Genomic DNA, 21,841 nt, shown 5'->3' with positions numbered 1-21,841 from the left:
CTCCCAGGACGGCGATGCTTGTGTGGATCCTGCGGCGCGCGCTCCTCAGCCTCCTCGTGCTGTTCGGCGTCTCTGTCCTGATCTTTCTCGCGACGCAGGCACTCCCGGGAGACCCGGCGGTCCAGATTCTGGGCCACACCGCAACTCCCGAGCAGCTCGACGAGCTGCGCAAGCAGCTGGGCCTTGACCAGTCGCTGCTCGACCAGTACCTCACCTGGCTCGGGAACGTGCTGACCGGCTCGCTCGGCCAGTCCCTCACCTCTCCGCAGTCGGTCAGCTCGCTGCTGATCGATCGAGGGCTGGCATCCCTGGCACTCGTGCTCTCGTCCGCGCTCATCGCCATCCCGCTTGCCGTCGTCATGGGCTCGGTCGGCGCAGTTCGGCGCGACCGCCCACTCGACCACGCGACCCAGGGCATCTTCCTCGTCCTGACCGCCCTGCCGGAGTTCGTGATCGGGCTCGGACTCCTGATCCTCCTCGGCACGACGGTGTTCAAGGTGCTGCCGACGGTCGCCCTGATCCCGTCGGGAGGTGCGGCCTTCACCCACCCGAAGGAACTTGCGCTACCGGTTCTGACCCTCGTGCTCGCGGTTCTGCCGTACCTGACGCGCCTCCAGCGTGCCGCGATGATCGACGTGCTTGAGTCCGATTTCATCCAGATGGCTCGCCTAAAGGGACTCCCGGAGCGGGTGGTCGTACGCCGGCACGCCCTGCGCAACTCGCTCGTCCCGGTCGTCCAGGGTTCGGCGCTCACGCTCATCTACCTGACCGGAGGCATAGTGGCGATCGAGTACCTGTTCGCCTATCCCGGTCTCGGCAGCGCCCTCACGACGGCCGTGGCCGGTCGAGATCTCCCAGTGGTGCAGGCGATCGTCCTGCTGCTGGCGTCGGTCTACGTCGTCGTGAATCTCGTCGCCGATCTGCTCACGGTCCTGCTCGTCCCTCGCCTGAGGACCCGGCGCGCATGAGCGCGGCTCCCATCGCCGTCGAGTCCGCGACGCCGATTGGCCAACGCAAGCGCCTCCGGACAGTGCGTCGGTCGCTCCGGTACGGCAGGGTCCGCCTCGGCCTCGGGCTGCTCCTCTTCGTTGTCCTGCTGGCGCTGATCGGCCCCTTCGTGGCACCCCACAACCCCGATGACGTGATCGGCCTTCCGGCGCAGGGTCCGTCGGGCGACTTCCTCCTCGGGACGGACTATCTCGGCCACGACGTGCTCTCGCGTGTTCTGTGGGGAGGGAGAAGCGTTCTCTGGATGTCCTTCTCGGCCGCCACGCTCGGGGTCGTGGTCGGCGCGGCGGTCGGGCTGTTCGCCGCCTATACCCGGACGATCGCCGACGACCTGCTGATGCGCAGCATGGACATCATCCTCGCGTTCCCCCAGATCGTCTTCGTGCTCCTCTTCGTCTCGCTGCTCGGCCCGAAGCTCGGGCTCATCGTCGTCCTGGTGGCGCTCGCGTGGGTCCCTCAAGTGGCACGGGTCGTACGCGGCATCACCTCCGACATCGTCCACCGCGAGTACGTCGAATCCGCGGAGCTGATCGGGCTCTCGAGGTGGAAGATCCTGACCCGCGAGATCCTCCCGAACGTCACGACGCCTCTGATGGTCGAGTACGGGCTCCGCCTGACGTGGTCGATCGCTCTGATCGCTGCGATCAGCTTCCTGGGCTTCGGCATCCAGCCGCCGAACGCCGACTGGGGCCTGATGATCAACGAGAACAGGAGCATCCTGACGCTCCAGCCGTGGCCGATCCTCGTCCCGGCCGTGTGCATCGGCCTGTTCGCGATAGCGACCAACTTCATCGCCGAAGGGATCGCCCGGACGATAGCAGGGGTCGACCGCGAGGGAGGTGCGCGGTGACCGCACTCGAGGTCTCGGAGCTCCGGGTCGAGCTGCACCCCGGCGGCCAGGAGATCGTGAAGGACGTCTCGTTCTCGGTCGGACGTGGCGAGGTCGTCGGCATCGTCGGCGAGTCAGGGTCCGGCAAGACAACGGTGGCGCTCGCGTTACTCGGTCATGCGAAGCGGGGAACGCGTATCGCGGACGGCTCGGTGCGCATCGACGGTCAGGAGATGCTCGGCAGGTCGGTCGTCGAGGTCCGCGCGGCCCGAGGGAGCAGCATCTCGTACGTCCCCCAGGACCCCGCCGCGGCCCTTAACCCCGCGCTGACGATCGGCACGCAGCTGGTCGAGGTGATCGAGACACACCGGCGGTCGGCGACATCGGACGAGGTCCTCGAACGCGTCCGCGAGACGCTCGGGGAGGTCACGCTACCCGCGGACGGCGCGTTCCTGCGGCGGTACCCGCATCAGCTCTCCGGCGGCCAGCAGCAGCGCGTCTGCATCGCCATGGCGTTCCTGCTCCGACCCAAGATGATCGTCCTCGACGAACCGACGACAGGTCTCGACGTCACCACCCAGGCGCACGTCCTCGAGACCGTGCGCGACCTCTGCCGGGAGCACAACGTCGGTGCGGTGTACGTCAGCCACGACCTCGCTGCCGTCTCGGTGCTGGCCCACCGCGTGCTCGTGATGTACGCGGGCAGGATGATCGAGTCCGGGCCGGTGAAGCGCCTCTTCACCCGTCCTGGCCACCCGTACACGCGCCGGCTCGTCGAGGCGATCCCGGACATCTCCGCCCGGCTCGCCCTCGAGGCGATCCCGGGCCACGTCCCTCCACCAGGCCGTCGACCCGAGGGTTGCGTCTTCGCGCCCCGCTGCGCCGACGCTCTTGCCAGCTGCCGTGACGCCGAGCCTCCGAACGTTCAGCTCGAGCCGAACCACGACGTGGCCTGCTTCCGCGCTGCGGAGGTCGCCGAGTTCGATCTCAAGCTCGTGATCGTCCCCGATGCGGCCAAGGCCACGGCCGAACCGGTGCTCGTCGTGCGAGCGCTCAACGCCTTCCACGGGGACAGGCACGTCCTCCACGACGCCTCCCTGGAGCTGAGGCCCCGCGAGTGTCTGGCGCTCGTCGGCGAGTCCGGCTCGGGGAAGACCACGCTCTCGCGGGCGATCATGGGGCTCCACCTCCCTCGGAGCGGGGAGGTCGTCTTCAAGGGCGACGTCGCGAGCGCGGACGTGCGCAAGCGTCCGGCCAAGAGCCGCCGTGGGCTCCAGTACATCTTCCAGAGCCCGTACAACTCCCTCAACCCGCGACACACGATCGGCCAGATCGTGGGCGTCCCGATTGAGCACTTCTTCGGGCTCCGTGGTCGTGAGACGGCAGAGCGCGTGAACCGCGCGCTCGAGCGCGTCTCGCTCCCGTCCGCCATCGCGTCTGCCTACCCGGACGAGCTCTCCGGTGGAGAGCGACAGCGCGTTGCGGTCGCACGCGCACTCGCGTGCGAGCCGGAGGTGCTCATCTGCGACGAGATCACCTCGGCGCTCGACGTCTCGGTGCAGGCGGCGATCATCCAACTCCTCGACGACCTGCGTCAGCAGGAAGACCTGGCGATCCTCTTTGTCACCCACAACCTCGCCCTTGTCAGGACGATCGCAGACCGGGTGATGGTGCTCAGCGAGGGCCACGTCGTCGAGAGCGGGATCACCGCGAGCGTGATCGGCCACCCCGAGCACCCTTACACGCGGGAGCTGATCGCGGACACGCCGACGCTTGCGGGGCTCGCGACCGTGACGGACATCGTGGCCCAGCCTCTCGCCGGGGGGGCGGGCGCGTGAGGATCGGGATCCCCAGGGAGATCAAGCGGAAAGAGTTCCGCGTCGCGCTCACGCCCGCCGGCGCCCTCGAGCTCACCTCAAGCGGTCATCAGGTCACGGTGGAGACCGCCGCCGGCGAGGGCTCCGGCTTCTCCGATGACGACTACCGCGCCGCCAGCGCGCACATCGCACCGACTGCCGAGGACGTCTGGTCCGACGCGGAGCTACTCCTGAAGGTGAAGGAGCCGATCCCGCAGGAGTACCCGCTTCTCCGGGAGGAGCTCGTGGTGTTCACCTACCTCCACATCGCTGCCGACGAGCCTCTCACCCGCGCGCTCCTCGAGTCCGGCACGACCGCGATCGCCTACGAGACCGTGCAGTTGCCGGATGGCCGGCTCCCACTGCTCGCGCCGATGAGCGAGGTCGCGGGGAGGCTGGCGCCGCAGATGGGGGCGACGTCGCTGGAGAAGGCGCGGGGCGGCCGCGGCATCCTGCTCGGCGGTGTCCCCGGTGTGCCTCCGGCCAAGGTCGTCATCCTGGGGGGCGGGATCGTCGGATACAACGCCGCTCTCATCGCATCCGGGATGCGCGCGCACGTCCTCGTCCTCGACCAGTCCGTCGACCGGATACGCGCACTCGAGACTATGCTGGACGGGCGCGCGCAGCTGGCGATGTCGAGTCGCCTCGAGATAGAGCACGCGATCAGCGACGCCGACATGGTGATCGGAGCGGTGCTGGTGCCAGGGGCGCTTGCGCCGAAGCTCGTCACCCGCGAGATCCTTGCGTCGATGAAGCCGGGCGCCGTTCTCGTCGACGTTGCGATCGACCAGGGCGGCTGCTTCGAGACCTCGCGCCCCACGACGCACGACGACCCGGTGTACGAGGTCGACGGCATCGTGCACTACTGCGTCGCGAACATGCCGGGTGCCGTCCCCGTGACCTCCACGAGGGCGCTCACGAACGCCACCTTCCCCTACATCGAGCTGATCGCCCGAGAGGGCATCGAGGCGGCCATCGACCGGCTGGCGCCCCTTGCGGCCGGCGTCAACGTCGCACGTGGCGTGATCACACACCAGGCTGTTGCGGACGCTCACGGCCTGCCGTTCGAGGCGCTGTCGACCGTCCTCGCCGGAACGGGAACGAGGCGCCCGCACGCCGTTGCAGCCTCGCTGGCCCACGGTGCCTGACCAGCTCCCGGACGGCGAACTCGACGCACTCTGGCAGCCGCTGGAGCTCCGGGCCGCCATCCTGCCGAACCGCGTCATGTGCTCCGCCACGACGCTGCGATACGGCAGCGGCGGGCACCTCGGGAACCGGCACCTGGCCTTCTATCGCGAGCGCGCGCTGGGCGGCGTCGGGCTCCTCTTCACCGAACAGCTCAGCGCCAGCCCGCTCAGCGAGACACCGTTCCCCGGTGCGATCGCGGCCTACGACACGGAGACTGTCCAGCGGTTCCAGGAGCTCACCGCTGCTCTCGCCGAGCACCCGACCCGACTCTTCGCTCAGCTTGTGGCAGGGGGCGGGATGGGATCCAGCACCGTCGGGCTCGACCACTGGGCCCCGGTACGCGCGCCGTCGCACGTGCCGTCGCCCGGGGGAGAGATGCCCGAGCCGCTCGCCGTCGAAGAGATCGCCCAGCTGGTTCGCGACTTCGCCTGCTCCGCCCGCAACATGCGGGACGGCGGGCTCCACGGCGTCGAGGTGCACGGTGCGCACGGGTGGCTTGTCGGGCAGTTCCTCAGCCCGTTCTACAACCGGCGCGACGACCAGTACGGCGGCAGCGTCGAGAGGCGCTGCAGGCTGGCTTTGGAGATCGGCGCCGCAATCCGGACAGAGGTGGGAGACGATCTCCCGCTCGGCCTTGCCCTGACGTACGACGAGTGCATCGGCCCCGCAGGCATCACGATCGATGAGACCCTGGCGCAGCTCGCCGTCCTCGTCGACGCCGCGATCTACGACTTCTTCGACGTGTCGATCGGGGCGTCGCACGCCGAGTACATGACGATCGCGTCGATGAGCGTGCCCGAGAACCACGCCCTCGCAGCAGCCGCCTCCGCGAAGCGCGCGGTCGGCGACCGTGCCGCCGTGTTCGTCGCAGGGCGCGTCGTCGATCTGCGCATGGCCGCACGGGCCGTCGCCGCGGGCGATGCCGACGTGGTCGCGATGACGAGAGCGCACCTCGCCGATCCGCATCTCATCCGCAAGGCGAGGGAAGGGCGCGGCGCCGAGACGAGCCGGTGCGTTGGAGCGAACGTCTGCGTCGGCCGTGCGCTCCGCGGCATCGAGGTCGCCTGCGTCGTGAATCCGACGACCGGACGCGAGGAGCGTTGGGGCGTCGGGTCGCTGACCCGGGTGGACGTCCCCCGCAGGATCGTCGTGATCGGCGCCGGGCCCGCGGGGCTTCGCGTCGCTGCTACCGCCGCGGCCCGGGGCCACGACGTCACCGTGATCGAGCGAGAGAACGAGCCCGGGGGGCACCTGCGCGAGATCGCCTGGCTGCCGACGCGTGAAAGTTGGTGCCGCGCGGTGGACGACCTCGTCGCTGCGATCGAACGCTGCGAAGGGCGGCTCGAGACCGGTATCGCGCTGGACGTCGGGAGCCTCCTTGCCATGTCGGCTGACACGTTCGTCGTCGCAACCGGCGCGAGCTGGGATGAGACCGGAGTCAGTGCGCGCCGCCCAGAGAGAGCTGGGATCCCCGGGATCCACGGCGCGCCTGTCCAGGGACTCGGCGCTGCGCTCGAGCGTGCGCGACGGGATCCACGATCCTTCGGGCACCGGGTCGTCATCGCGGACGAGACCGGCACCTACGCGCCCCTCGGGCTCGCCGAGGTGCTCGCCACGGCAGGAGCCCGGGTGCACATCGTGACGCCCGCCCCGACGATCGGTGCCGAGGCGGCGGTCGAGCTCGAGCTGCCGCACGTGATGCCTCGCCTGCGTCGCCTGGGCGTCGAGCTGACGATCTGGCACGACATCGGCTCGATCGAAGCTCGTCGCGTCGTCCTCGACGACGTCTGGGGAGGAGAGGCGTCGGTGATCGAGGAGGTGGACTCGATCGTGCTCGCCATGCAGCGCGTACGTCAGGACGCCCTCTTCAACGGGCTGCGCGCCGAAGGCAAGGCGGTGAGACTCGTCGGCGATGCGCGGTCCCCGCGCACGACACTCGCGGTCATCCACGAGGCCGAGGCGCTTGGACGTGCGCTCTAGCCGGGCCACGCCCACGACCGCGCGTGTTGCGGGACGTTTCGGTGTGGCTCTCAAACGACAAGGTGGGGCGGCCGAGCCCCAGGAGGAATGACACATGCAGATCTGGTGGCAGAGCTTCGTCGACCCCGTCCAGAACGAGCCGTATCTCGCGCGCCTGGGCGAGTACCTGAACGACATCGCGGATGCCGGTACCACCGTCGACGTCCACGGCATCGCACCCGGCGACCGCCACTTCGGGCGGCTCACCGAGTTCAGGTGCGCAGCGCTCGCCATCGACAACGCGCTCGAGGCCTCAGTCCAGGGCTACGACGCCTTCGTGATGGGGCACTTCCAGGATCCCGGGCTCTACGAGGCACGATCGGCGCTTGCGATCCCGGTGGTCGGCCTCGGCGAGACGTCCCTGCACTGGGCCGCGCAGATTGGGCGGAACATCGGACTGGTGACGATCGACCCGGTGTTCGAGCGGTGGCACCTGGAGCAGGCCGACCTTTACGGTCTCTCCGGTCGCATCTCCCACGTCGTCGGACTCGGAGTTGTCGTCGAGGACTTCGCCGCATCATTCGCCGGCGACGAGCAGGCACTCACCCGGATGCTCGCCCGCTTTTCCGAACTCGTCCAACCGATCGTCGATGACGGTGCCGACGTCATTGTTCCCGCAGGTGCGCTTCCGTCGCTGCTGCTGCGGGGTGAACGGGGCCTGACCGTCGGGCACGCGCCGGTCGTGAACTCCGTGGCCGTCACACTCAAGTCGAGCGAGTCATGGGTTCGGATCCACGAACTCACCGGTCTCGAGCCTAGTCGAGGCCCGAGCTTCGCGCTTGCCCCGTCCGGCGCGATCGACGACTTCCGCGACCTGCTCGCGAACGGACGGCAGGGGGTCCAGCGGCCCGGCTGACGTTGCCTCATGCGTCATCGGCGAAAGGGGCCGACTGAGGATCGGGATTGGTGGCTATCTATCACCGGATTCAGTATCCCCGGCCATGTCGCGTGCTCGCGACCCGAGTGGTTACGAACGTTCGCGTCACACCTCGAGGTTGTCCGAGATCTCGTAGAACTTTGAATGGCGGTCCTCCCGCCTTGTCCGGTCTTGCTGTGACCGTGACGGGTGTCTGAAGTCCATCGAGACAGGAGGAACCGCCGTGAAGAAGGTACTTGTCGGCCAGGTCGTTACGACTGGGCGGGCGTCGGAGAGTGCGCTCCCGCCGCGAATGCAGGAGGCGCTGGGCGAGCTCGTTGGGGCAGCGAGGGAGGGTCTGCTCGCGCTGAGCGTCGGCGTCGGGCTGGGCGTCGTGTACGAGTTGATGGAGCTCGAGGTCGATGAGGTCGTGGGCGTCAAGGGCAAGCACGACCCTGGTCGCGTCGCGGTCCGGCACGGCCACGAGGACGGGTCGATGACGTTGGGCGGCCGGCGGGTCGCTGTCCGCCGCCCGCGGATGCGTACGGCCGACGGCGAACGCGAGCTGCCGGTTGAGAGCTACGAGTATTTCGCCGACCGCGATCCGTTGACGCGGGCGGTGATGGACCGGATGCTCGCCGGTATCTCGACCCGCAAGTTCGCCCGCGTCGGCGAGCCCGTCGGCGGCGCAGTCGAAGAGGCGTCGTCGTCGACCGGGAAGACCGCGGTCTCGGACATGTTCATCGAGCGCACGCGCACCGCGCTTGGTGAGCTGATGTCGCGCCGGCTGGACGACGTGCGGCTGGCGGTGATGATGCTCGACGGCCTGGAGATCGCCGAGCGCACGCACGTCGTCGCACTCGGCATCACGACTGACGGCGTCAAGATCCCGCTCGGGCTGTGGGAAGGCTCGACGGAGAACGCCACGCTCGCGCGGGCGCTGCTGGCCGATCTCGTCGACCGCGGCCTCGATCCCGAGCAGGCGATCCTGTTCGTCATCGACGGCGCCAGGGCGCTCAGGCGCGCGACCAAGGACGTCTTCGGCGAGCACGCGCTGGTGCAGCGCTGCCACCGCCACAAGGAGCGCAACGTCACCGATCTGCTGCCCGAACGCGACCGCGACACGGTCCGCGTCCGGGTCAGGGCGGCCTGGTCGCTGACCGATCCGCTGCTGGCCGCGCAGCGGCTGCAACTCCTCGCCGGCGAACTCGAGCAGACATGGCCTGACGCCGCCGGCTCGCTCCGCGAAGGCCTGGACGACACCCTGACGTTGATGCGGCTCGGGATCACCGGCAACCTCGCCGCGACCCTCTCGTCGACGAACCCGTGCGAGAGCATGATCGAGATCGTCCGCTACACCCAACGCAACGTGAAGCGCTGGCAGGACAAGACGGGCGCGTCGGGGCTTTGGTCGATGCGCCGAAGCCAGGCGCGCAGCTTCGCGGCGGTGCTCTTCCAGAGCGGGACGATGCGCTCCTTGCGCCCTTTGCCGTGGAGGTGGAGGGCGGAGGCGCGGTCGAGGAGCAGGTCGGCGACGCGCAGGCCGACGAGCTCGGAGACGCGGGCGCCGCTGTTGTAGAGCACGGCGAGCAGGACGGCGTCGCGCTGGCCGCTCCAGCTGGTGGGGTCGGATGCGTCGAGCAGCGCCTCGACCTCGGCGCGGGAGAGGAAGTCGAGCGCGGGCCGGTCGAAGCGTTTGGCGAGATGGCAAGCACGCGCTGGGCGATCGGCAGCGCGGCGGGATCGCGGAGGGAGGCGTGGCGCATGAAGGAGCGGATCGCGGTCAGGCGGAGGTTGCGCGTGCGCGGCGAATTGCCGCGCGCTTGCTCGAGGTGGTCGAGGAAGTCGAGCACCAGCGGCGCGTCGAGGTCGTCGAGGGTCAGCGCCGACGCTGTCCGTCCGGTGCGCTGCTCGGCGTAGCGGAGCAGCAGCTTGAAGGTGTCGCGGTAGCTCGCGATCGTGTGCGCGCTGGCGCCGCGCTCGGCGAGCAGGCGCCGCTGGAAGAACTCCTGTAGCAGCGCCGGGAAGCCGGCCGGTGTCGGGCTCATGATGTGCCTCCTTGCTCGGCTCGGGCGTAGCGCTCGAAGCGCTGCGCGGCGATCGCCAGCAGCTCGGGGACGCCGGTCAGGTACCAGTAGGTGTCGCTGACCTTGGCGTGGCCGAGGTAGGTGGAGAGGGCGAGTAGCTTGCGCTCGAGATCGGCGCCTTCCTCGTACCAGCCAAGCAGCCGGCGGACGGCGAAGGTGTGGCGCAGGTCGTGGATCCGCGGGCGGCATGCCCGCCCCTGCGCGGTCCAGCCGAGCCGCTGCCCGATCCGGCTGAACGTCTTCTCGACCGCCGCGGCGGTGAGCGCCGGGGCGCGCTCGGTGCGGAAGAAGCGGCCGGGCTCGACCGGGTCGCAGCATCGGTCACGCTCGGCGGCGTAGCGGGCGAGCGCCGCGGCGGCGCTCGGATGCAGCGGGACGAGACGGCTCTTGCGGAACTTGCCTTCCCGAATGGTGAGGACGCCGGCGTCGAGGTCGACGTCGCCGCAGTCGAGCTGGCACGCCTCCGACAGCCGCAGCCCGGTCGAGACGAGCAGCGAGAAGAAGGTCACGTAGGTGCGCGGGCGCAGCCCGCGCCGGGGCAGCAGCAGGCTCGCCTCACGCAGGAGCGCGGCGAGCTCGACCTCGCTAAAGATGTGCGCCCGCCGGCGGTGCGGCACCCGGCCGAGCAGCCCGTCCGGCGGCACCTCGGTCGCCGGCTCGAGCAGCGCCAGGTAGCGGGCAAATTGGCGCACCGCCGCCAGCCGCCGAGCGGGCTGGGCCGGATCGCTCGAGCGCGAAGAGAGCGCCCAGCCGACCGCGAGCCCGCTCGTCAGCGGCCCCCGGTGTCCGCTCCAGTCGGCGTAGCGGGCGAAGTCGCGCAAAAGCCAGGCCGGCGTCTCCAGCGCGAAACCCAGCCCGCGCCGGTAGGCAAGGTAGTCGTCGACCAGCGGCAGGAAGCTCGGCGCCGTTACCGGGTCACCTTCTGCGGCCAGGGAAGCGCGACCTCGCGCAGCGCCGCCAGATCGAGTTTGGCGTAGATCGTCGTCGTGTCGAGCGCGCGGTGGCCGAGCAAGTCGGCGACCTCCTTCAGGCTCGCCCCTCGCCGCACCAGCCGGCTCGCCACCGTGTGGCGCAAGACGTAGGCACCCGCGAGCGGCGCCTCGACTCCGCCGCGCCGAAGCGCCCGCACGACGACGCCCGAGACGGCGTTGCCCGTCAGCGGTCGGCCGCGACGCGCTCCCAGCTGCTGCACGAACACGCGCCGCTCTTTGGTCGCCGGGCGCTCCTCGCGCAGATAGGCGACGACCGCCCGGCCGGCCTCGCGCGGAAGCGGCAGCACGGCGCCGCGGCGGGTCTTGCGCTCGCGCAGCAGGATGGTGCCGGCGCGCCAGTCGATGTCCTCGAGCCGCAGGTCGGCGAGCTCACCCGGTCGCAGGCCCAAGCTCGCCAGACAGACCACGATCGCTCGGTCCCTGCGCCCGCACGGCCTCGACGCATCCAGCGACGCGAGCACCAGCGCCAGCTGCTCGTCGCTCAGGCAGCGAGGAAGCATCGACAGCCGCCAATACGCGACCCTCGGGAGCGCCGCCTCGAGCCGCTCGTCGCACAGCCCCTCGACGCGCAGGAAACGAAAGAACGAGCGCAGCGCGGTACGAACCGCCTTCATCGAGCGGGGAGAGAAGCGCCACCGCATCGCGGCCATGAACCCGACGACGTCGGCGGGGCCGAGCTGCCCTGGATCGATCGGATCATCACCGAGGGCCGCGCGGACGAACAGCCGCACGAAGCGCTCGTAACCGTGCAGCGTCTGCTCACGCAGCCCGCGCGTGCGGCGCTGATGCTGCTTGTACGCCTCGACCAGCGTTTCGAGGGTCCACAATTCGACTGACACGTAGTGCTCCTTTCCGGAACGACAACACCGGAAGGAGCATCCGGACTATGCGCAGCCCCGGCAACGAGTCAGCCGGGCCAACCCTCAGCGAGAGAGCACTTCGGGTCCCGCCGTCGGCCCGACTCCGCATAGCCCCGAACTCGTCATAGCCCCGCCTATGCGTAGCTCCGCATAGGCGGGTCAATTCCAACTCCACCCCTGACTTCGAGTCGGGGGTTCTGCGTTGCCGAGAGACTCGAGAACGCTCCATCAGCTCCATCACTTGTTGGCTGGTCAGCACCACCTGATGGGACAGTCTGTTGCCAGTTTTGGAGCGAGATGGGAGTCCTCGAAAACCTGAAAGCTCCATAAACAGCTCCATACCCACCACATACGGGGCCATCTGCAAACAAATCCGAACCAAAACTCCATGATTAGCAGGAAGTTTGCGAAGCCCTCTGGCGGACTCGAACCGCCGACCCCCTCCTTACCATGGAGGTGCTCTACCAACTGAGCTAAGAGGGCAAGGATCGGAGGATAGCCGTTTGTCGGCGCCTCTTCCCGTCTGCCCTGCGGCGTGGGCGAGCCGGCGCGCGTGCAGCCGCGCCGCAGGGGTCATGGCCCGTGGTACACTTCCCGCACGGTTTTCGACTAAGAGTCAGAAACCTTCGAATGCCTGCTCCCCCACCCGCACCCGCATCGGATCGCTACGACCTCGCCGTCGTCGGCGCCGGGATCGCGGGGCTGACGGCGGCGTTGACGGCCGCGGCGCAGGGCGCTCGTGTTCTCGTCGCGGCGAAGGGGCCGATCCTCGCCTCCGCGAGCTACCACGCGCAGGGCGGCGTGGCGGCGGCGGTCGGCGCGGACGACGCGCCGCGGCTGCACTTCCGCGACACGATCGCGGCCGGGCGCGGTCTGTGCCGTGAGAGCGCGGTGCGCGTGCTGACCGAGGACGCCGCGGCGCGCATCGAGGATCTGCGTGCGCTGGGCGTCCGCTTCGACGACGAGCCCGGGCTCGAGGGTGGGCACTCGCGGCGCCGGGTGCTGCACGTGGACGGGGCCGACACGGGGCGGCGGATCTCGGAGACGCTCGCCCGGCACGTGCTCGCGCACCCGGCGATCGACCTCGCCGAGCGCGAGCGTGTGACGGCGCTCGAGCCCGGCGAGGGATTCCGCACGGAGCGGCGGGAGGTCCGCGCCACGGCGACGGTGCTCGCGGCGGGCGGCTGCGCGGCGCTGTGGGCGCGCACGACGAATCCGCTCGGCTCGCTCGGCGAGGGGATCGCGCTGGCCTATTGCGCCGGGGCGGCCGTCGCCGACCTCGAGTTCGTGCAGTTCCATCCGACCGCCCTCCGGGGCTCGGGCTTCCTCCTCAGCGAGGCGCTGCGCGGAGAGGGAGCCCTGCTCCTCGACGAGGAGGGGCGCCGCTTCACGGACGAGCTCGCGCCGCGCGACGTCGTCGCGCGCGCGGTGGCCGAGCGTGGCACGGTGCTGCTCGATCTGCGCCCGATCGATCGAGACCGCTTCCCGTCGTTGATGCGCCGGCTCGTCGAGGCCGGCCACGACCCGGCGCTGGACCCGGTGCCGATCGCGCCTGCGGCGCACTACACGATGGGCGGTGTCGTCACGGACGTCGACGGCCGGACGGAGGTGCCGGGCCTCTACGCCGCCGGCGAGTGCGCGTGCACGGGCGTGCACGGCGCCAACCGGCTCGCCTCGAACTCGCTGCTCGAATGCCTCGTGTTCGGACGCCGCGCCGCGCTCGCCGCGCTGGCCGGCAGCGGCGCGTCCGGCCCGGCCGCGGCGTCCGGTCGCGAGTCGCCGCCCGATGGCATGGGAGTCGTCGACGACGACGTGCGCCGCGCCGTCTGGGAGCACGCGGGGCTCGTCCGCGACGAGGCCGGGCTCGTGCGGCTCCGGGACTCGCCGGCGCTCCTGGCTCGGCTCGTCGCGGAGTGTGCGCTCGCCCGGCGCGAGTCGCGCGGCGGGCACTTCCGGGCCGACTACCCGCACGAGGACACCGGCCTCGCCGGAGTGCACACCGTCCTGCGACCGGGCAGGCCGCCCGCCCTGGAGCGATGGAGCTGACGGTCGCCGACATCCGCGACTGGCTCGCCGAGGACGTCGGCGCGAACGACCTCACGAGCGAGGCGGTGATCCCTGCCGGCACGCGCTGCCGGGCGAGCCTGCTGCTCAAGGAGCGAGGCGTCGTCTGCGGCCTCGACGTCGCCGGGGCGGTCTTCCGCGAGCTCGACCCGGAAGTGTCGATCGAGGCGCTCCGCGCCGACGGCGACCTGCTCGAGCCGTGCGAGCTCGCCCGCATCGAGGGCGACGCGCGCGCGATCTTCGCCGGCGAGCGGCTCGCGCTCAACCTGCTCGGCCGGCTGTCCGGCATCGCGACGCTGACACGGCGCTACGTGGACGCGGTGCGGGGGACGGGGGCGAGGGTCCTCGACACGCGCAAGACCACGCCGGGCCTGCGCGCGCTGGAAAAGGAGGCGGTGCGCCGCGGGGGCGGCACGAACCACCGCTTCGGCCTCTACGACGGGATCCTGATCAAGGACAACCACCTGCGCCTGGGCGGCGGCATCCGGCAGGCAGTCGCAGGCGCCGCCGCCGGCGGCTTCCCGGTGGAGGTCGAGTGCGAGACGCTCGACCAGGTGCGCGAGGCGCTCGAGGCCGGCGCCGATCGCATCCTGCTCGACAACATGACGACCTCGCAGCTCGCGGACGCCGTCCGGCTCGCCGCCGGACGGGTGGAGCTCGAGGCATCCGGCGGCATCACGATCGACACCGTCCGCGCCGTTGCCGAGACGGGCGTCGACTTCATCTCCATCGGCGCGCTCACACACTCCGCACGCGCCCTCGACGTCTCCCTGGAGGTTCTGCCGTGACCGCGGCCGTGTCGACGCTACAAGAGGAAGTGCGGGCGCTCGCCCGCGAGCGCAACGCCGTCATCCTCGCGCACAACTACCAGGTGCCGGAGGTGCAGGACGTGGCCGACTACGTCGGCGACTCGCTCGGGCTCTCGCGCCGGGCAGCGGCGACGGACGCCGGCGTGATCGTGTTCTGCGGCGTGCACTTCATGGCCGAGACGGCGGCGATCCTCGCGCCGGAGAAGACGGTGCTGATCCCCGACCTCGACGCGGGCTGCTCGCTCGCCGCCTCGATAACCGCCGAGCAGCTGCGCGCGTGGAAAGCCGAGCACCCCGGGGCGGTCGTCGTCTCGTACGTCAACACGAGCGCCGAGGTGAAGGCGGAGAGCGACTACTGCTGCACCTCCGGCAACGCCAGGCAGGTGATCGACGCCGTCCCCGCCGACAGGGAGATCCTCTTCCTGCCGGATCTGTTCCTCGGCCTCTGGCTCGAGCGCGAGACCGGCCGCAAGCTGAACATCTGGATGGGCGAGTGTCACGTGCACGCCGGCATCCGCCCCGCCGACATCGAGCGCTGGCACGAGGAGGCCCCGGACGCCGAGCTGCTCGTCCACCCCGAGTGCGGCTGCGCGAGCCAGGCGATGGCCTTCGCGACCGAGCGCACGCAGATCCTCTCGACCGAGAGCATGATCACGTTCGCCCGGCAATCGCCGAAGGAGCGCTTCCTCGTAGCGACGGAGGTGGGGATCCTCCACCGGCTCAGCCGTGAGGCGCCCGGCAAGCGCTTCGAGCCCGTCCGCGCAGATGCCGTCTGCAGGTACATGAAGATGATCACGCTCCACAAGCTCCGCGACTCGCTGCGCCACGGGCGCCACCAGGTCACCGTCGAGCCGGAGATCGCCGCCCGCGCCCGCCGGGCGATCGAGCGCATGGTCGCGATCGGCTGACGGCCCCGAGGGCCGATATACTCGTGACTTCCGCAACCGGGGCGTCCCTGTTGGAGGGGCTGAGAGGGTGCTGCCTAGCGCCGACCCGCCGAACCTGATCTGGGTCATGCCAGCGAAGGGAGAAGAAGATGCCGCACCGTTCGAGCTTTCCCGCCGACGCCACCTGCCGCACGCAGATGCACCGCGCCCGCCGTGGCGAAGTGACGCCCGAGATGGAGCGTGTCGCCGAGCGCGAGCAGCTGCCGGCCGAGCAGATCCGTGACGAGGTCGCGCGCGGCCGGATGATCATTCCGGCCAACGTCCACCACGCGGCACTCGACCCGATGGCGATCGGCCTGCACGCCCGCGTCAAGATCAACGCGAACATCGGCAGCTCGCCGACGAGCTCCTCGCTCGAGGAGGAGGTCGAGAAGATGTACCTGGCGCAGCGCTGGGGCGCGGACACGGTGATGGACCTCTCCACCGGCAAGCGGATCGACGAGACGCGCGAGGCGATCCTCGCCGTCGCGACGGTGCCGATCGGCACCGTCCCGATCTACCAGGCGATCGAGCAGGTTGGGAGCCCCGAGGAGCTGAGCGCGGAGCTGCTGCTGGAGACGATCGAGCACCAGGCGCGCCAGGGCGTCGACTACATGACGATCCATGCCGGCGTGCGGCTCGAGCACCTGTCGCTCTGCCAGAGCCGCGTCACCGGGATCGTGTCGCGGGGCGGCGGCCTGCTCGCCCGCTGGATGGTGCACCACCAGGACGAGAACCCGCTCTACGAGCGCTTCGACGACGTGCTCGAGATCTGCCGCGAGCACGACGTCTCGATCTCGCTCGGCGACGGTCTCCGTCCCGGCTCGATCGCGGACGCATCCGATGCGGCGCAGTTCGCGGAGCTCGACACGCTCGGCGAGCTGACGGAGCGGGCCTGGGCGCGCGACGTGCAGGTGATGGTCGAGGGGCCCGGTCATATCCCGCTCGACCAGCTCGAGCTGAACGTGCGCCGCCAGCAGGAGGTCTGCCACGAGGCGCCCTTCTACACGCTCGGTCCGCTCGTCACCGACATCGCCCCCGGCTACGACCACATCACCTCCGCGATCGGCGCCGCGATCGTCGGCTGGCACGGCACCTCGATGCTCTGCTACGTCACGCCGAAGGAGCACCTCGGGCTTCCGAACGCCGAGGATGTCAAGCAGGGGCTGATCGCCTACCGGATCGCCGCGCACGCGGCCGATCTCGCGCGGGGGAGCGAGCGTGCGGCGCAGTGGGACCGCGAGCTCTCCGAGGCGCGCTTCTCGTTCGACTGGAACCGCCAGTTCGAGCTGTCGCTCGACCCCGACACGGCGCGCGCGATGCACGACGAGACACTTGCCGACGACTACTTCAAGACGGCCGAGTTCTGCTCGATGTGCGGGCCGAAGTTCTGCCCGATGCACAACTTCAAGGACGTCGACTGGGACGCGCTGCGAGCAGCCGTCGAGAAGCGCAGGTCGTCGGCTGCGGCTCCCGCCTGACGCCCGTGTCGTGTCTCGGCGGAGCTGTCTCCAGAGGCGCAATCGGGACGGAGCATCGTGCCCTCACGGCTGCGCCGGGCGTCCCCGCGCGGGTGGCGGCTCGACGCGGAGCGACCCCGATTGCGGTGGGCGGGGTGGAGGGTCTAGGCTGTGGCTACCGGGGTGCCCTGACAGGGCTGAGATCGAGCGTCGCTCGGGACCCGTGAACCTGATCTGGGTAATGCCAGCGGAGGGAGTCGCTCGTGGTGCGTTTGTTGTCTGTTGCCGGCTCCGATTCGGGCGGCGGCGCCGGGATCCAGGCCGACCTGAAGGTATTCGCTGCCCTCGGTGTGCACGGCATGACGGCGCTGACGGCGCTGACCGCGCAGCACACGCAGGGTGTGGAGGCGGTTCACGAGGTGCCGCCCTGGTTCGTGAGGGCGCAGATTCGTGCCGTCGTAGGCGACATCGGCGTGGACGCGGTGAAGGTGGGGATGCTCGCGGCCGCCGGGATCGTCGAGGTCGTGGCGGACGAGCTGGCAGAGCTCGACCGCCCGGTGGTCATTGACCCGGTGATGGTCGCCACGAGCGGCGCTCGTCTGCTGGCCGAGGACGCGGTGGACGCCCTGCGGGAGCGGCTGCTCCCGCTTGCGACACTGGCGACACCGAATCTCGCCGAGGCCAGGGTGCTCGCCGGAGACCTGTCGCTGGACGCGGAAGCGGCCGCCGCGGCGGTTCATTCTCTCGGCCCGGGCTCGGTCGTCGTCACCGGCGGTGACGAGGACGGGGTGGATTGGTTCCACGACGCGAGCGGGCTCCGGCCGATCGAGGGGCCGCTTCATGCAAGCGGCGCGACTCACGGCTCCGGATGCGCGCACTCGGCGGCGCTGGCCGTGTATCTGGCGCAGGGATACGCACCGTTCGACGCGGCGGTCGCCGCCCGTGCGCTGGCCGCTCGCGCGGTCGCGTGCGGGCTGGAGGATCTGGGCGGTGGCCCTGGCCCCGTGAACGTCGGCGCCGCGGTGGTGGCGCGATGAGACCGAGGCTGCCCGGTCATGCGCTGCGGTTGCGCGGCTACGACGCCGAGCGGCCGTACGCGCCCGGCCTTTCCGTTCCGGCTCCTCCAGCCGCGCCGGCGCGGTCCGGCGCATCGATCCCGAGCTTCCCGATCGCGGCGGCGCTCGCGGTCCCGGCTGCGCGTCTCCCCGCGATCCGCGGCGCCAGCCAACCGCTCGCGCCGCCGTCCACACGCGCATGACCCGGCGGCCACGGCGACCGGACGTCGCGGTCATCGGCGGCGGTCCGATCGGCCTCGCGATCGCGTGGCGGCTGCTGCGTGCGGGCTGCACGGTCACGGTGCTCGACGCGGAGGAGCCCGAGGCGGCGTGGCGTGTCTCGGCCGGCATGCTCTCGCCGGCGATCGAGGCCGACTACGGGCAGGAACAGCTCGTCCTGCTCGCTCGCGAAGCGCTCGCCGGCTATCCCGCGTTCGTGGCGATGCTGGAGGCGGAGGCCGCGACCGCGATCGGCTTCCGCCGTGTCGGATCGCTTTCGGTCGCGCTCGACCGCGACCAGCTCGAGGCGCTTCGGCGCCGCTTCCAGCTCCTGCGGCAGGCGCTTCGGCTCGACGTCGCCTGGTTGCGTGGCTCGGAGTGCCGCGAGCGCGAGCCGCTGCTCTCGCCCCGTGTTGCAGCGGGGATCCACGCGCCGGCCGACGCGCAGGTCGATCCCCGTGCTCTCGTCGCCGCCTTGCGCGAAGCGACGCGGCGACGGGGCGGTCTGTTGCGGCGGGCACGTGTCGACTCCCTCGCCATGGCCGGCGGCCGCGTGATCGGGGTTCGGTCGGGCGCCGAGACGCTCCTCGCCGGCACGGTGGTGCTCGCCGCGGGCGCATGGGCGGGGACGATCGCCTCACCCGTGGAGCTTCCCGTTCGACCCGTCAAAGGCCAGATCCTTCGCCTGCGCGCGGAGGCTCTCCCGAGCATGCTGCTCCAGAGCGAGCAGGTGTACGTCTTCCGTCGCTCGAGCGGCGAGGTCGTTCTCGGCGCCACCGTCGAAGAGCAGGGATTCGACTCCACGGCGACCGCAGGCGGAACCTTCCAGCTCCTCGAGGAAGGCCTCCGGATGGTGCCCGCAATGAGCGAGTGGACGCTGGCGGAGGCGGGAGTCGGCTTTCGGCCCACCGCTCCGGACAACGCGCCGCTGATCGGCGAGATCGCTCCCGGCCTGGTCGTCGCCTGCGCCCACCACCGAAACGGCATCCTGCTCGCGCCGACCACCGCCGAGGCCGTCGTCCGGCTCGTGGAGCACGGACAACTCCCCGCGCTCGTCGCCCCGTTCACCCCGGATCGATACCGGAGCCGACATGACCCAGATCGAGATCGTTCTCAACGGCTCGCCGTTCCAGCTCTCGGCCGGCCAGAGCGTCACTGACCTCGTGCGCGTGCTCGGTCTCCCCGGCGACGGGCGTGGCGTTGCCGTCGCCCTCGACGGCGAGGTGCTGGCCCGCAGCGCATGGAGCTCCGTCCGCCTCGAGCCCGGCCGGCGAGTCGAGATCGTGGTCGCAACCCAGGGAGGCTGAGCGATGCCCGAGAACGACTGGATCCTCGGCGGGCGAGAGTGGCACTCGCGACTGATCGCCGGCACCGGGGGCTTTCGCAACCTCGACGCGCTCGAACGCGCACTCCTCGCCAGCGGCACCGAGATCGTCACCGTCGCGCTGCGACGCGTCGATCCGACGGCCCCCGGCTCGCTGATCGAAACGCTCGACCGGGCCGGCTACTTCATCCTTCCCAACACCGCCGGCTGCTACACCGCGCGCGACGCCGTCACGACCGCGCGGCTCGCCCGCGAGGCGCTCCAGACAGACTGGATCAAGCTCGAGGTGATCGGCGACGAGAACACCCTCCTGCCCGATCCCGTCGAGCTGCTCCGCGCGGCAGAAGCACTCGTCGAGGAAGGCTTCGTCGTCCTGCCCTACAGCAACGACGATCCGATCCTCGCCCAGCGACTCGAGGGTCTCGGCTGCGCGGCGGTGATGCCGATCGGCTCCCCGATCGGAAGCGGCATGGGAATCCGCAACCCCTACAACCTGGCGCTCATCCTCGAGCAAGCCAGTGTCCCCGTCATCCTCGACGCGGGTATCGGCACCGCGTCCGACGCCGCGCTCGCAATGGAGCTCGGCTGCGACGCGGTGCTGGTGGCAAGCGCCATCTCACGGGCCGCCGACCCGCCCAGGATGGCCGAGGCGATCCGTCACGCCGTCCTCGCCGGCCGGCTCGCCCGCGAGGCCGGCCGCATCCCCCGACGGCGCTACGCCGAAGCGTCCACGCCCACGGAGGGCCTGGCCGACCTCTTCCTCGCGGCGGACGGCGACGATGGCTAGACCCTCGCTCGCCGGGCGGCGCCTCTACCTCGTCTGCGACGCAGCGTTCGACCGTGTCGAGGAGGCGCTGCACGGCGGCGTCGACATCGTGCAGCTGCGCGACCGCGCGCTGCCCGACCGCGAGCTGCTCGCGCACGCGCGCCGGCTCGCCACGCTCGCACATGACCACGACGCGCTGTTCGTCGTCAACGACCGCGTCGACATCGCGCTGCTCGCCCGAGCCGACGGAGTCCACGTCGGCCAGGACGACCTTCACCCACGCGAGCTGCGCCGGCTCTGCGGCGAAAACCTCCTCATCGGCCTCTCCACCCACAACCGAGAACAGATCGAACACGCCGACGAGGTCGACTACCTCAGCGTCGGCCCGGTTCACGAGACGCCGACCAAGCCCGGAAGGGCGAGCGTCGGCCACGACCTCATCCGTTACGCAGCCGCCCACGCCGACCTCCCCTGGTTCGCGATCGGCGGCATCGGCCCCGAAACCGCCCCGGCCGTCGCCGCGGCCGGCGCGACACGCTTCGCCGTCGTCCGAGCGATCACGCAAGCCCGACAACCGCGAGGCATCGCCGAACAGCTGCGGCGCATGCTCGCTCGGTAACGATCGCGCGTTGCGGCGTCGGGTCGCGCCTGTTAGCCTGACCCCGTTAGCCAGCGTGGCGGTGCGAGGAACCCGGTGGGAATCCGGGACGGTCGCGCCACTGTAACCGGGGAGCGACTCCCACGAAGCCACGGCCGAAAGGCTGGAAGGCGGGACGAGCGCAGAGCCGGAAGTCAGGAGACTCACCCGCCGCGAGCCCTTCCGATGACCGGGACGCATGATCCCGAGGAGGTAGTGATGCACGTGGCGCCAGTGACATGTCCGACCCTCGGACCACGGATCGCAGCGCCTCCGGCGTCTTCCGGCTGCCGGTGAGGCGTCTGCTCCTCGTGTGTCACGCATCCACCGCTGCCACGCGCTCGTTCGCCTTTCCCTGCGACGAATCGCTCGACGAACGAGGGAGGGTCGCCGCCAGCCGGCTCGCCACGGCGCTGCCCCGGCGTTGCGAGGTGCTCTCGAGCCCGGCGGTTCGCTGCCGCGAGACGGCACGCGCGGCCGGCCTCGCCGAATGCGTCGAGCCGGCGATCGCCGAATGCGACTTCGGGTCATGGTCGGGGCGGACGCTCGCCGATGTCCACGCGCACGAGCCGGAGGCGGTCTCCCTCTGGATGACCGACCCGCACTCGTCACCGCACGGCGGCGAGACGCTCGCGGCATTCGCGGTGCGCGTCGCGCGCTGGCTCGACGGCCAGGCCGTCCTCGACGACCCGGCCGTAGCGATCACGCATGCGGAAGTGGTGAAGGCGGCACTCGTGCACGTCCTCGGCGCGCCGTTCGCGTCGTTCTGGCGCATCGACGCCGCCCCTCTCGCCGTCACCGAGCTGCATGCCCGCGACGGGCGCTGGATCGTCGCTCGGGCCAACTGTCCGCTTCCCACGAAGGCATCCACGTGATTCCCGGCACG

At 70.6% G+C, this 21,841-nt stretch carries 19 protein-coding genes, 1 tRNA gene, 2 pseudogenes and 3 riboswitches; of the genes and pseudogenes, 17 read left to right on the top strand and 5 right to left on the bottom strand.

All coding sequences use genetic code 11. The features are described from left to right. The first annotated feature begins 14 nt into the window (after positions 1–14). The 7 genes and pseudogenes from Gocc_RS13795 to Gocc_RS13765 all read left to right on the top strand — a co-directional run. Positions 15–968: an ABC transporter permease gene (locus Gocc_RS13795; protein WP_114797150.1), complete on the top strand. Its 954-nt coding sequence runs from the start codon at positions 15–17 to the stop codon at positions 966–968. Beyond that, a complete protein-coding gene (locus Gocc_RS13790) occupies positions 965–1,858 on the top strand; it encodes an ABC transporter permease (RefSeq protein WP_114797149.1) in 894 nt (297 codons plus the stop codon). The genes Gocc_RS13795 and Gocc_RS13790 overlap by 4 nt, the downstream gene beginning before the upstream one ends. Next, a complete protein-coding gene (locus Gocc_RS13785; RefSeq protein WP_114797148.1) occupies positions 1,855–3,675 on the top strand; it encodes a dipeptide ABC transporter ATP-binding protein in 1,821 nt (606 codons plus the stop codon). The genes Gocc_RS13790 and Gocc_RS13785 overlap by 4 nt, the downstream gene beginning before the upstream one ends. Then, positions 3,672–4,841: an alanine dehydrogenase gene (gene ald, locus Gocc_RS13780; RefSeq protein WP_114797147.1), complete on the top strand. Its 1,170-nt coding sequence runs from the start codon at positions 3,672–3,674 to the stop codon at positions 4,839–4,841. Before Gocc_RS13785 ends, ald begins: the two co-directional genes overlap by 4 nt. Continuing rightward, positions 4,834–6,861 (top strand): FAD-dependent oxidoreductase, encoded by a 2,028-nt coding sequence (locus Gocc_RS13775; protein ID WP_147281315.1) that lies wholly within the window; start codon positions 4,834–4,836, stop codon positions 6,859–6,861. The genes ald and Gocc_RS13775 overlap by 8 nt, the downstream gene beginning before the upstream one ends. A gap of 94 nt (positions 6,862–6,955) precedes the next feature. Beyond that, positions 6,956–7,756, top strand: a complete 801-nt coding sequence (locus Gocc_RS13770) for an aspartate/glutamate racemase family protein (protein ID WP_114797145.1) — start codon at positions 6,956–6,958, stop codon at positions 7,754–7,756. 313 nt (positions 7,757–8,069) lie between these two features. Next, a pseudogene (locus Gocc_RS13765) lies at positions 8,070–9,137 on the top strand (IS256 family transposase); the annotation flags it as partial. Here the strand turns inward: Gocc_RS13765 and Gocc_RS17160 are convergent. The 5 genes and pseudogenes from Gocc_RS17160 to Gocc_RS13745 all read right to left on the bottom strand — a co-directional run bounded on the left by Gocc_RS17160 (position 9,110) and on the right by Gocc_RS13745 (position 12,178). Further along, positions 9,110–9,400 carry a tyrosine-type recombinase/integrase gene (locus Gocc_RS17160; protein WP_422718002.1) on the bottom strand — a complete coding sequence of 97 codons (291 nt, stop codon included), beginning with the start codon at positions 9,398–9,400 and terminating at the stop codon, positions 9,110–9,112. The pseudogene Gocc_RS13765 and the gene Gocc_RS17160 overlap by 28 nt on opposite strands. Positions 9,401–9,570: 170 nt before the next feature. Further along, positions 9,571–9,804: pseudogene (locus Gocc_RS17155) on the bottom strand (site-specific integrase); the annotation flags it as partial. Next, positions 9,801–10,664 carry a tyrosine-type recombinase/integrase gene (locus Gocc_RS13755; RefSeq protein WP_220150639.1) on the bottom strand — a complete coding sequence of 288 codons (864 nt, stop codon included), beginning with the start codon at positions 10,662–10,664 and terminating at the stop codon, positions 9,801–9,803. The gene Gocc_RS13755 and the pseudogene Gocc_RS17155, both read right to left, overlap by 4 nt. 86 nt (positions 10,665–10,750) lie before the next feature. Next, a complete protein-coding gene (locus Gocc_RS13750; RefSeq protein ID WP_114797142.1) occupies positions 10,751–11,674 on the bottom strand; it encodes a tyrosine-type recombinase/integrase in 924 nt (307 codons plus the stop codon). 431 nt (positions 11,675–12,105) lie between these two features. Further along, a tRNA-Thr gene (locus Gocc_RS13745) sits at positions 12,106–12,178 on the bottom strand. A 147-nt stretch (positions 12,179–12,325) separates the two neighbouring features. On the opposite strand from Gocc_RS13745, the gene Gocc_RS13740 reads away from it, so the two are divergent. From Gocc_RS13740 to Gocc_RS13695, 10 genes are all read left to right on the top strand, one after another. Next, complete coding sequence (locus Gocc_RS13740) at positions 12,326–13,741, top strand: L-aspartate oxidase (protein ID WP_114797141.1); 1,416 nt, start codon at positions 12,326–12,328, stop codon at positions 13,739–13,741. Further along, a complete protein-coding gene (gene nadC / locus Gocc_RS13735) occupies positions 13,732–14,547 on the top strand; it encodes a carboxylating nicotinate-nucleotide diphosphorylase (RefSeq protein ID WP_114797140.1) in 816 nt (271 codons plus the stop codon). The genes Gocc_RS13740 and nadC overlap by 10 nt, the downstream gene beginning before the upstream one ends. After that, positions 14,544–15,476 carry a quinolinate synthase NadA gene (gene nadA / locus Gocc_RS13730; protein ID WP_114797139.1) on the top strand — a complete coding sequence of 311 codons (933 nt, stop codon included), beginning with the start codon at positions 14,544–14,546 and terminating at the stop codon, positions 15,474–15,476. Before nadC ends, nadA begins: the two co-directional genes overlap by 4 nt. A gap of 27 nt (positions 15,477–15,503) precedes the next feature. Continuing rightward, positions 15,504–15,614: riboswitch (TPP riboswitch) on the top strand. Continuing rightward, positions 15,605–16,975: a phosphomethylpyrimidine synthase ThiC gene (gene thiC / locus Gocc_RS13725; RefSeq protein ID WP_114797164.1), complete on the top strand. Its 1,371-nt coding sequence runs from the start codon at positions 15,605–15,607 to the stop codon at positions 16,973–16,975. It overlaps the preceding riboswitch by 10 nt. Before the next feature lie 148 nt (positions 16,976–17,123). Next, positions 17,124–17,227, top strand: a riboswitch (TPP riboswitch). Beyond that, positions 17,218–17,991 carry a bifunctional hydroxymethylpyrimidine kinase/phosphomethylpyrimidine kinase gene (thiD, locus tag Gocc_RS13720; protein WP_220150638.1) on the top strand — a complete coding sequence of 258 codons (774 nt, stop codon included), beginning with the start codon at positions 17,218–17,220 and terminating at the stop codon, positions 17,989–17,991. (Overlaps the previous riboswitch by 10 nt.) Positions 17,992–18,208: 217 nt before the next feature. Then, the gene (gene thiO, locus Gocc_RS13715) at positions 18,209–19,387 is read left to right on the top strand and encodes a glycine oxidase ThiO (RefSeq protein WP_114797138.1); all 1,179 of its coding nucleotides are present in this window, start codon (positions 18,209–18,211) and stop codon (positions 19,385–19,387) included. Continuing rightward, positions 19,320–19,535 (top strand): sulfur carrier protein ThiS, encoded by a 216-nt coding sequence (gene thiS / locus Gocc_RS13710; RefSeq protein ID WP_220150637.1) that lies wholly within the window; start codon positions 19,320–19,322, stop codon positions 19,533–19,535. The genes thiO and thiS overlap by 68 nt, the downstream gene beginning before the upstream one ends. Positions 19,536–19,538: 3 nt before the next feature. Then, positions 19,539–20,339: a thiazole synthase gene (locus Gocc_RS13705; protein ID WP_114797137.1), complete on the top strand. Its 801-nt coding sequence runs from the start codon at positions 19,539–19,541 to the stop codon at positions 20,337–20,339. Then, positions 20,332–20,937 (top strand): thiamine phosphate synthase, encoded by a 606-nt coding sequence (gene thiE, locus Gocc_RS13700; protein ID WP_114797136.1) that lies wholly within the window; start codon positions 20,332–20,334, stop codon positions 20,935–20,937. Before Gocc_RS13705 ends, thiE begins: the two co-directional genes overlap by 8 nt. Positions 20,938–21,002: 65 nt before the next feature. Then, a riboswitch (cobalamin riboswitch) is annotated at positions 21,003–21,121 on the top strand. 73 nt (positions 21,122–21,194) lie between these two features. Further along, entirely contained in the window at positions 21,195–21,830 is a 636-nt protein-coding gene (locus Gocc_RS13695) for a histidine phosphatase family protein (RefSeq protein ID WP_114797135.1), read from the top strand. The last annotated feature ends 11 nt before the right edge of the window (positions 21,831–21,841 follow it).

This window comes from Gaiella occulta (assembly GCF_003351045.1).
GTDB lineage: Bacteria > Actinomycetota > Thermoleophilia > Gaiellales > Gaiellaceae > Gaiella > Gaiella occulta.
Note: the sequence above shows the minus strand (reverse complement) of the source record. Positions and strands in the feature narration are given on the sequence as shown.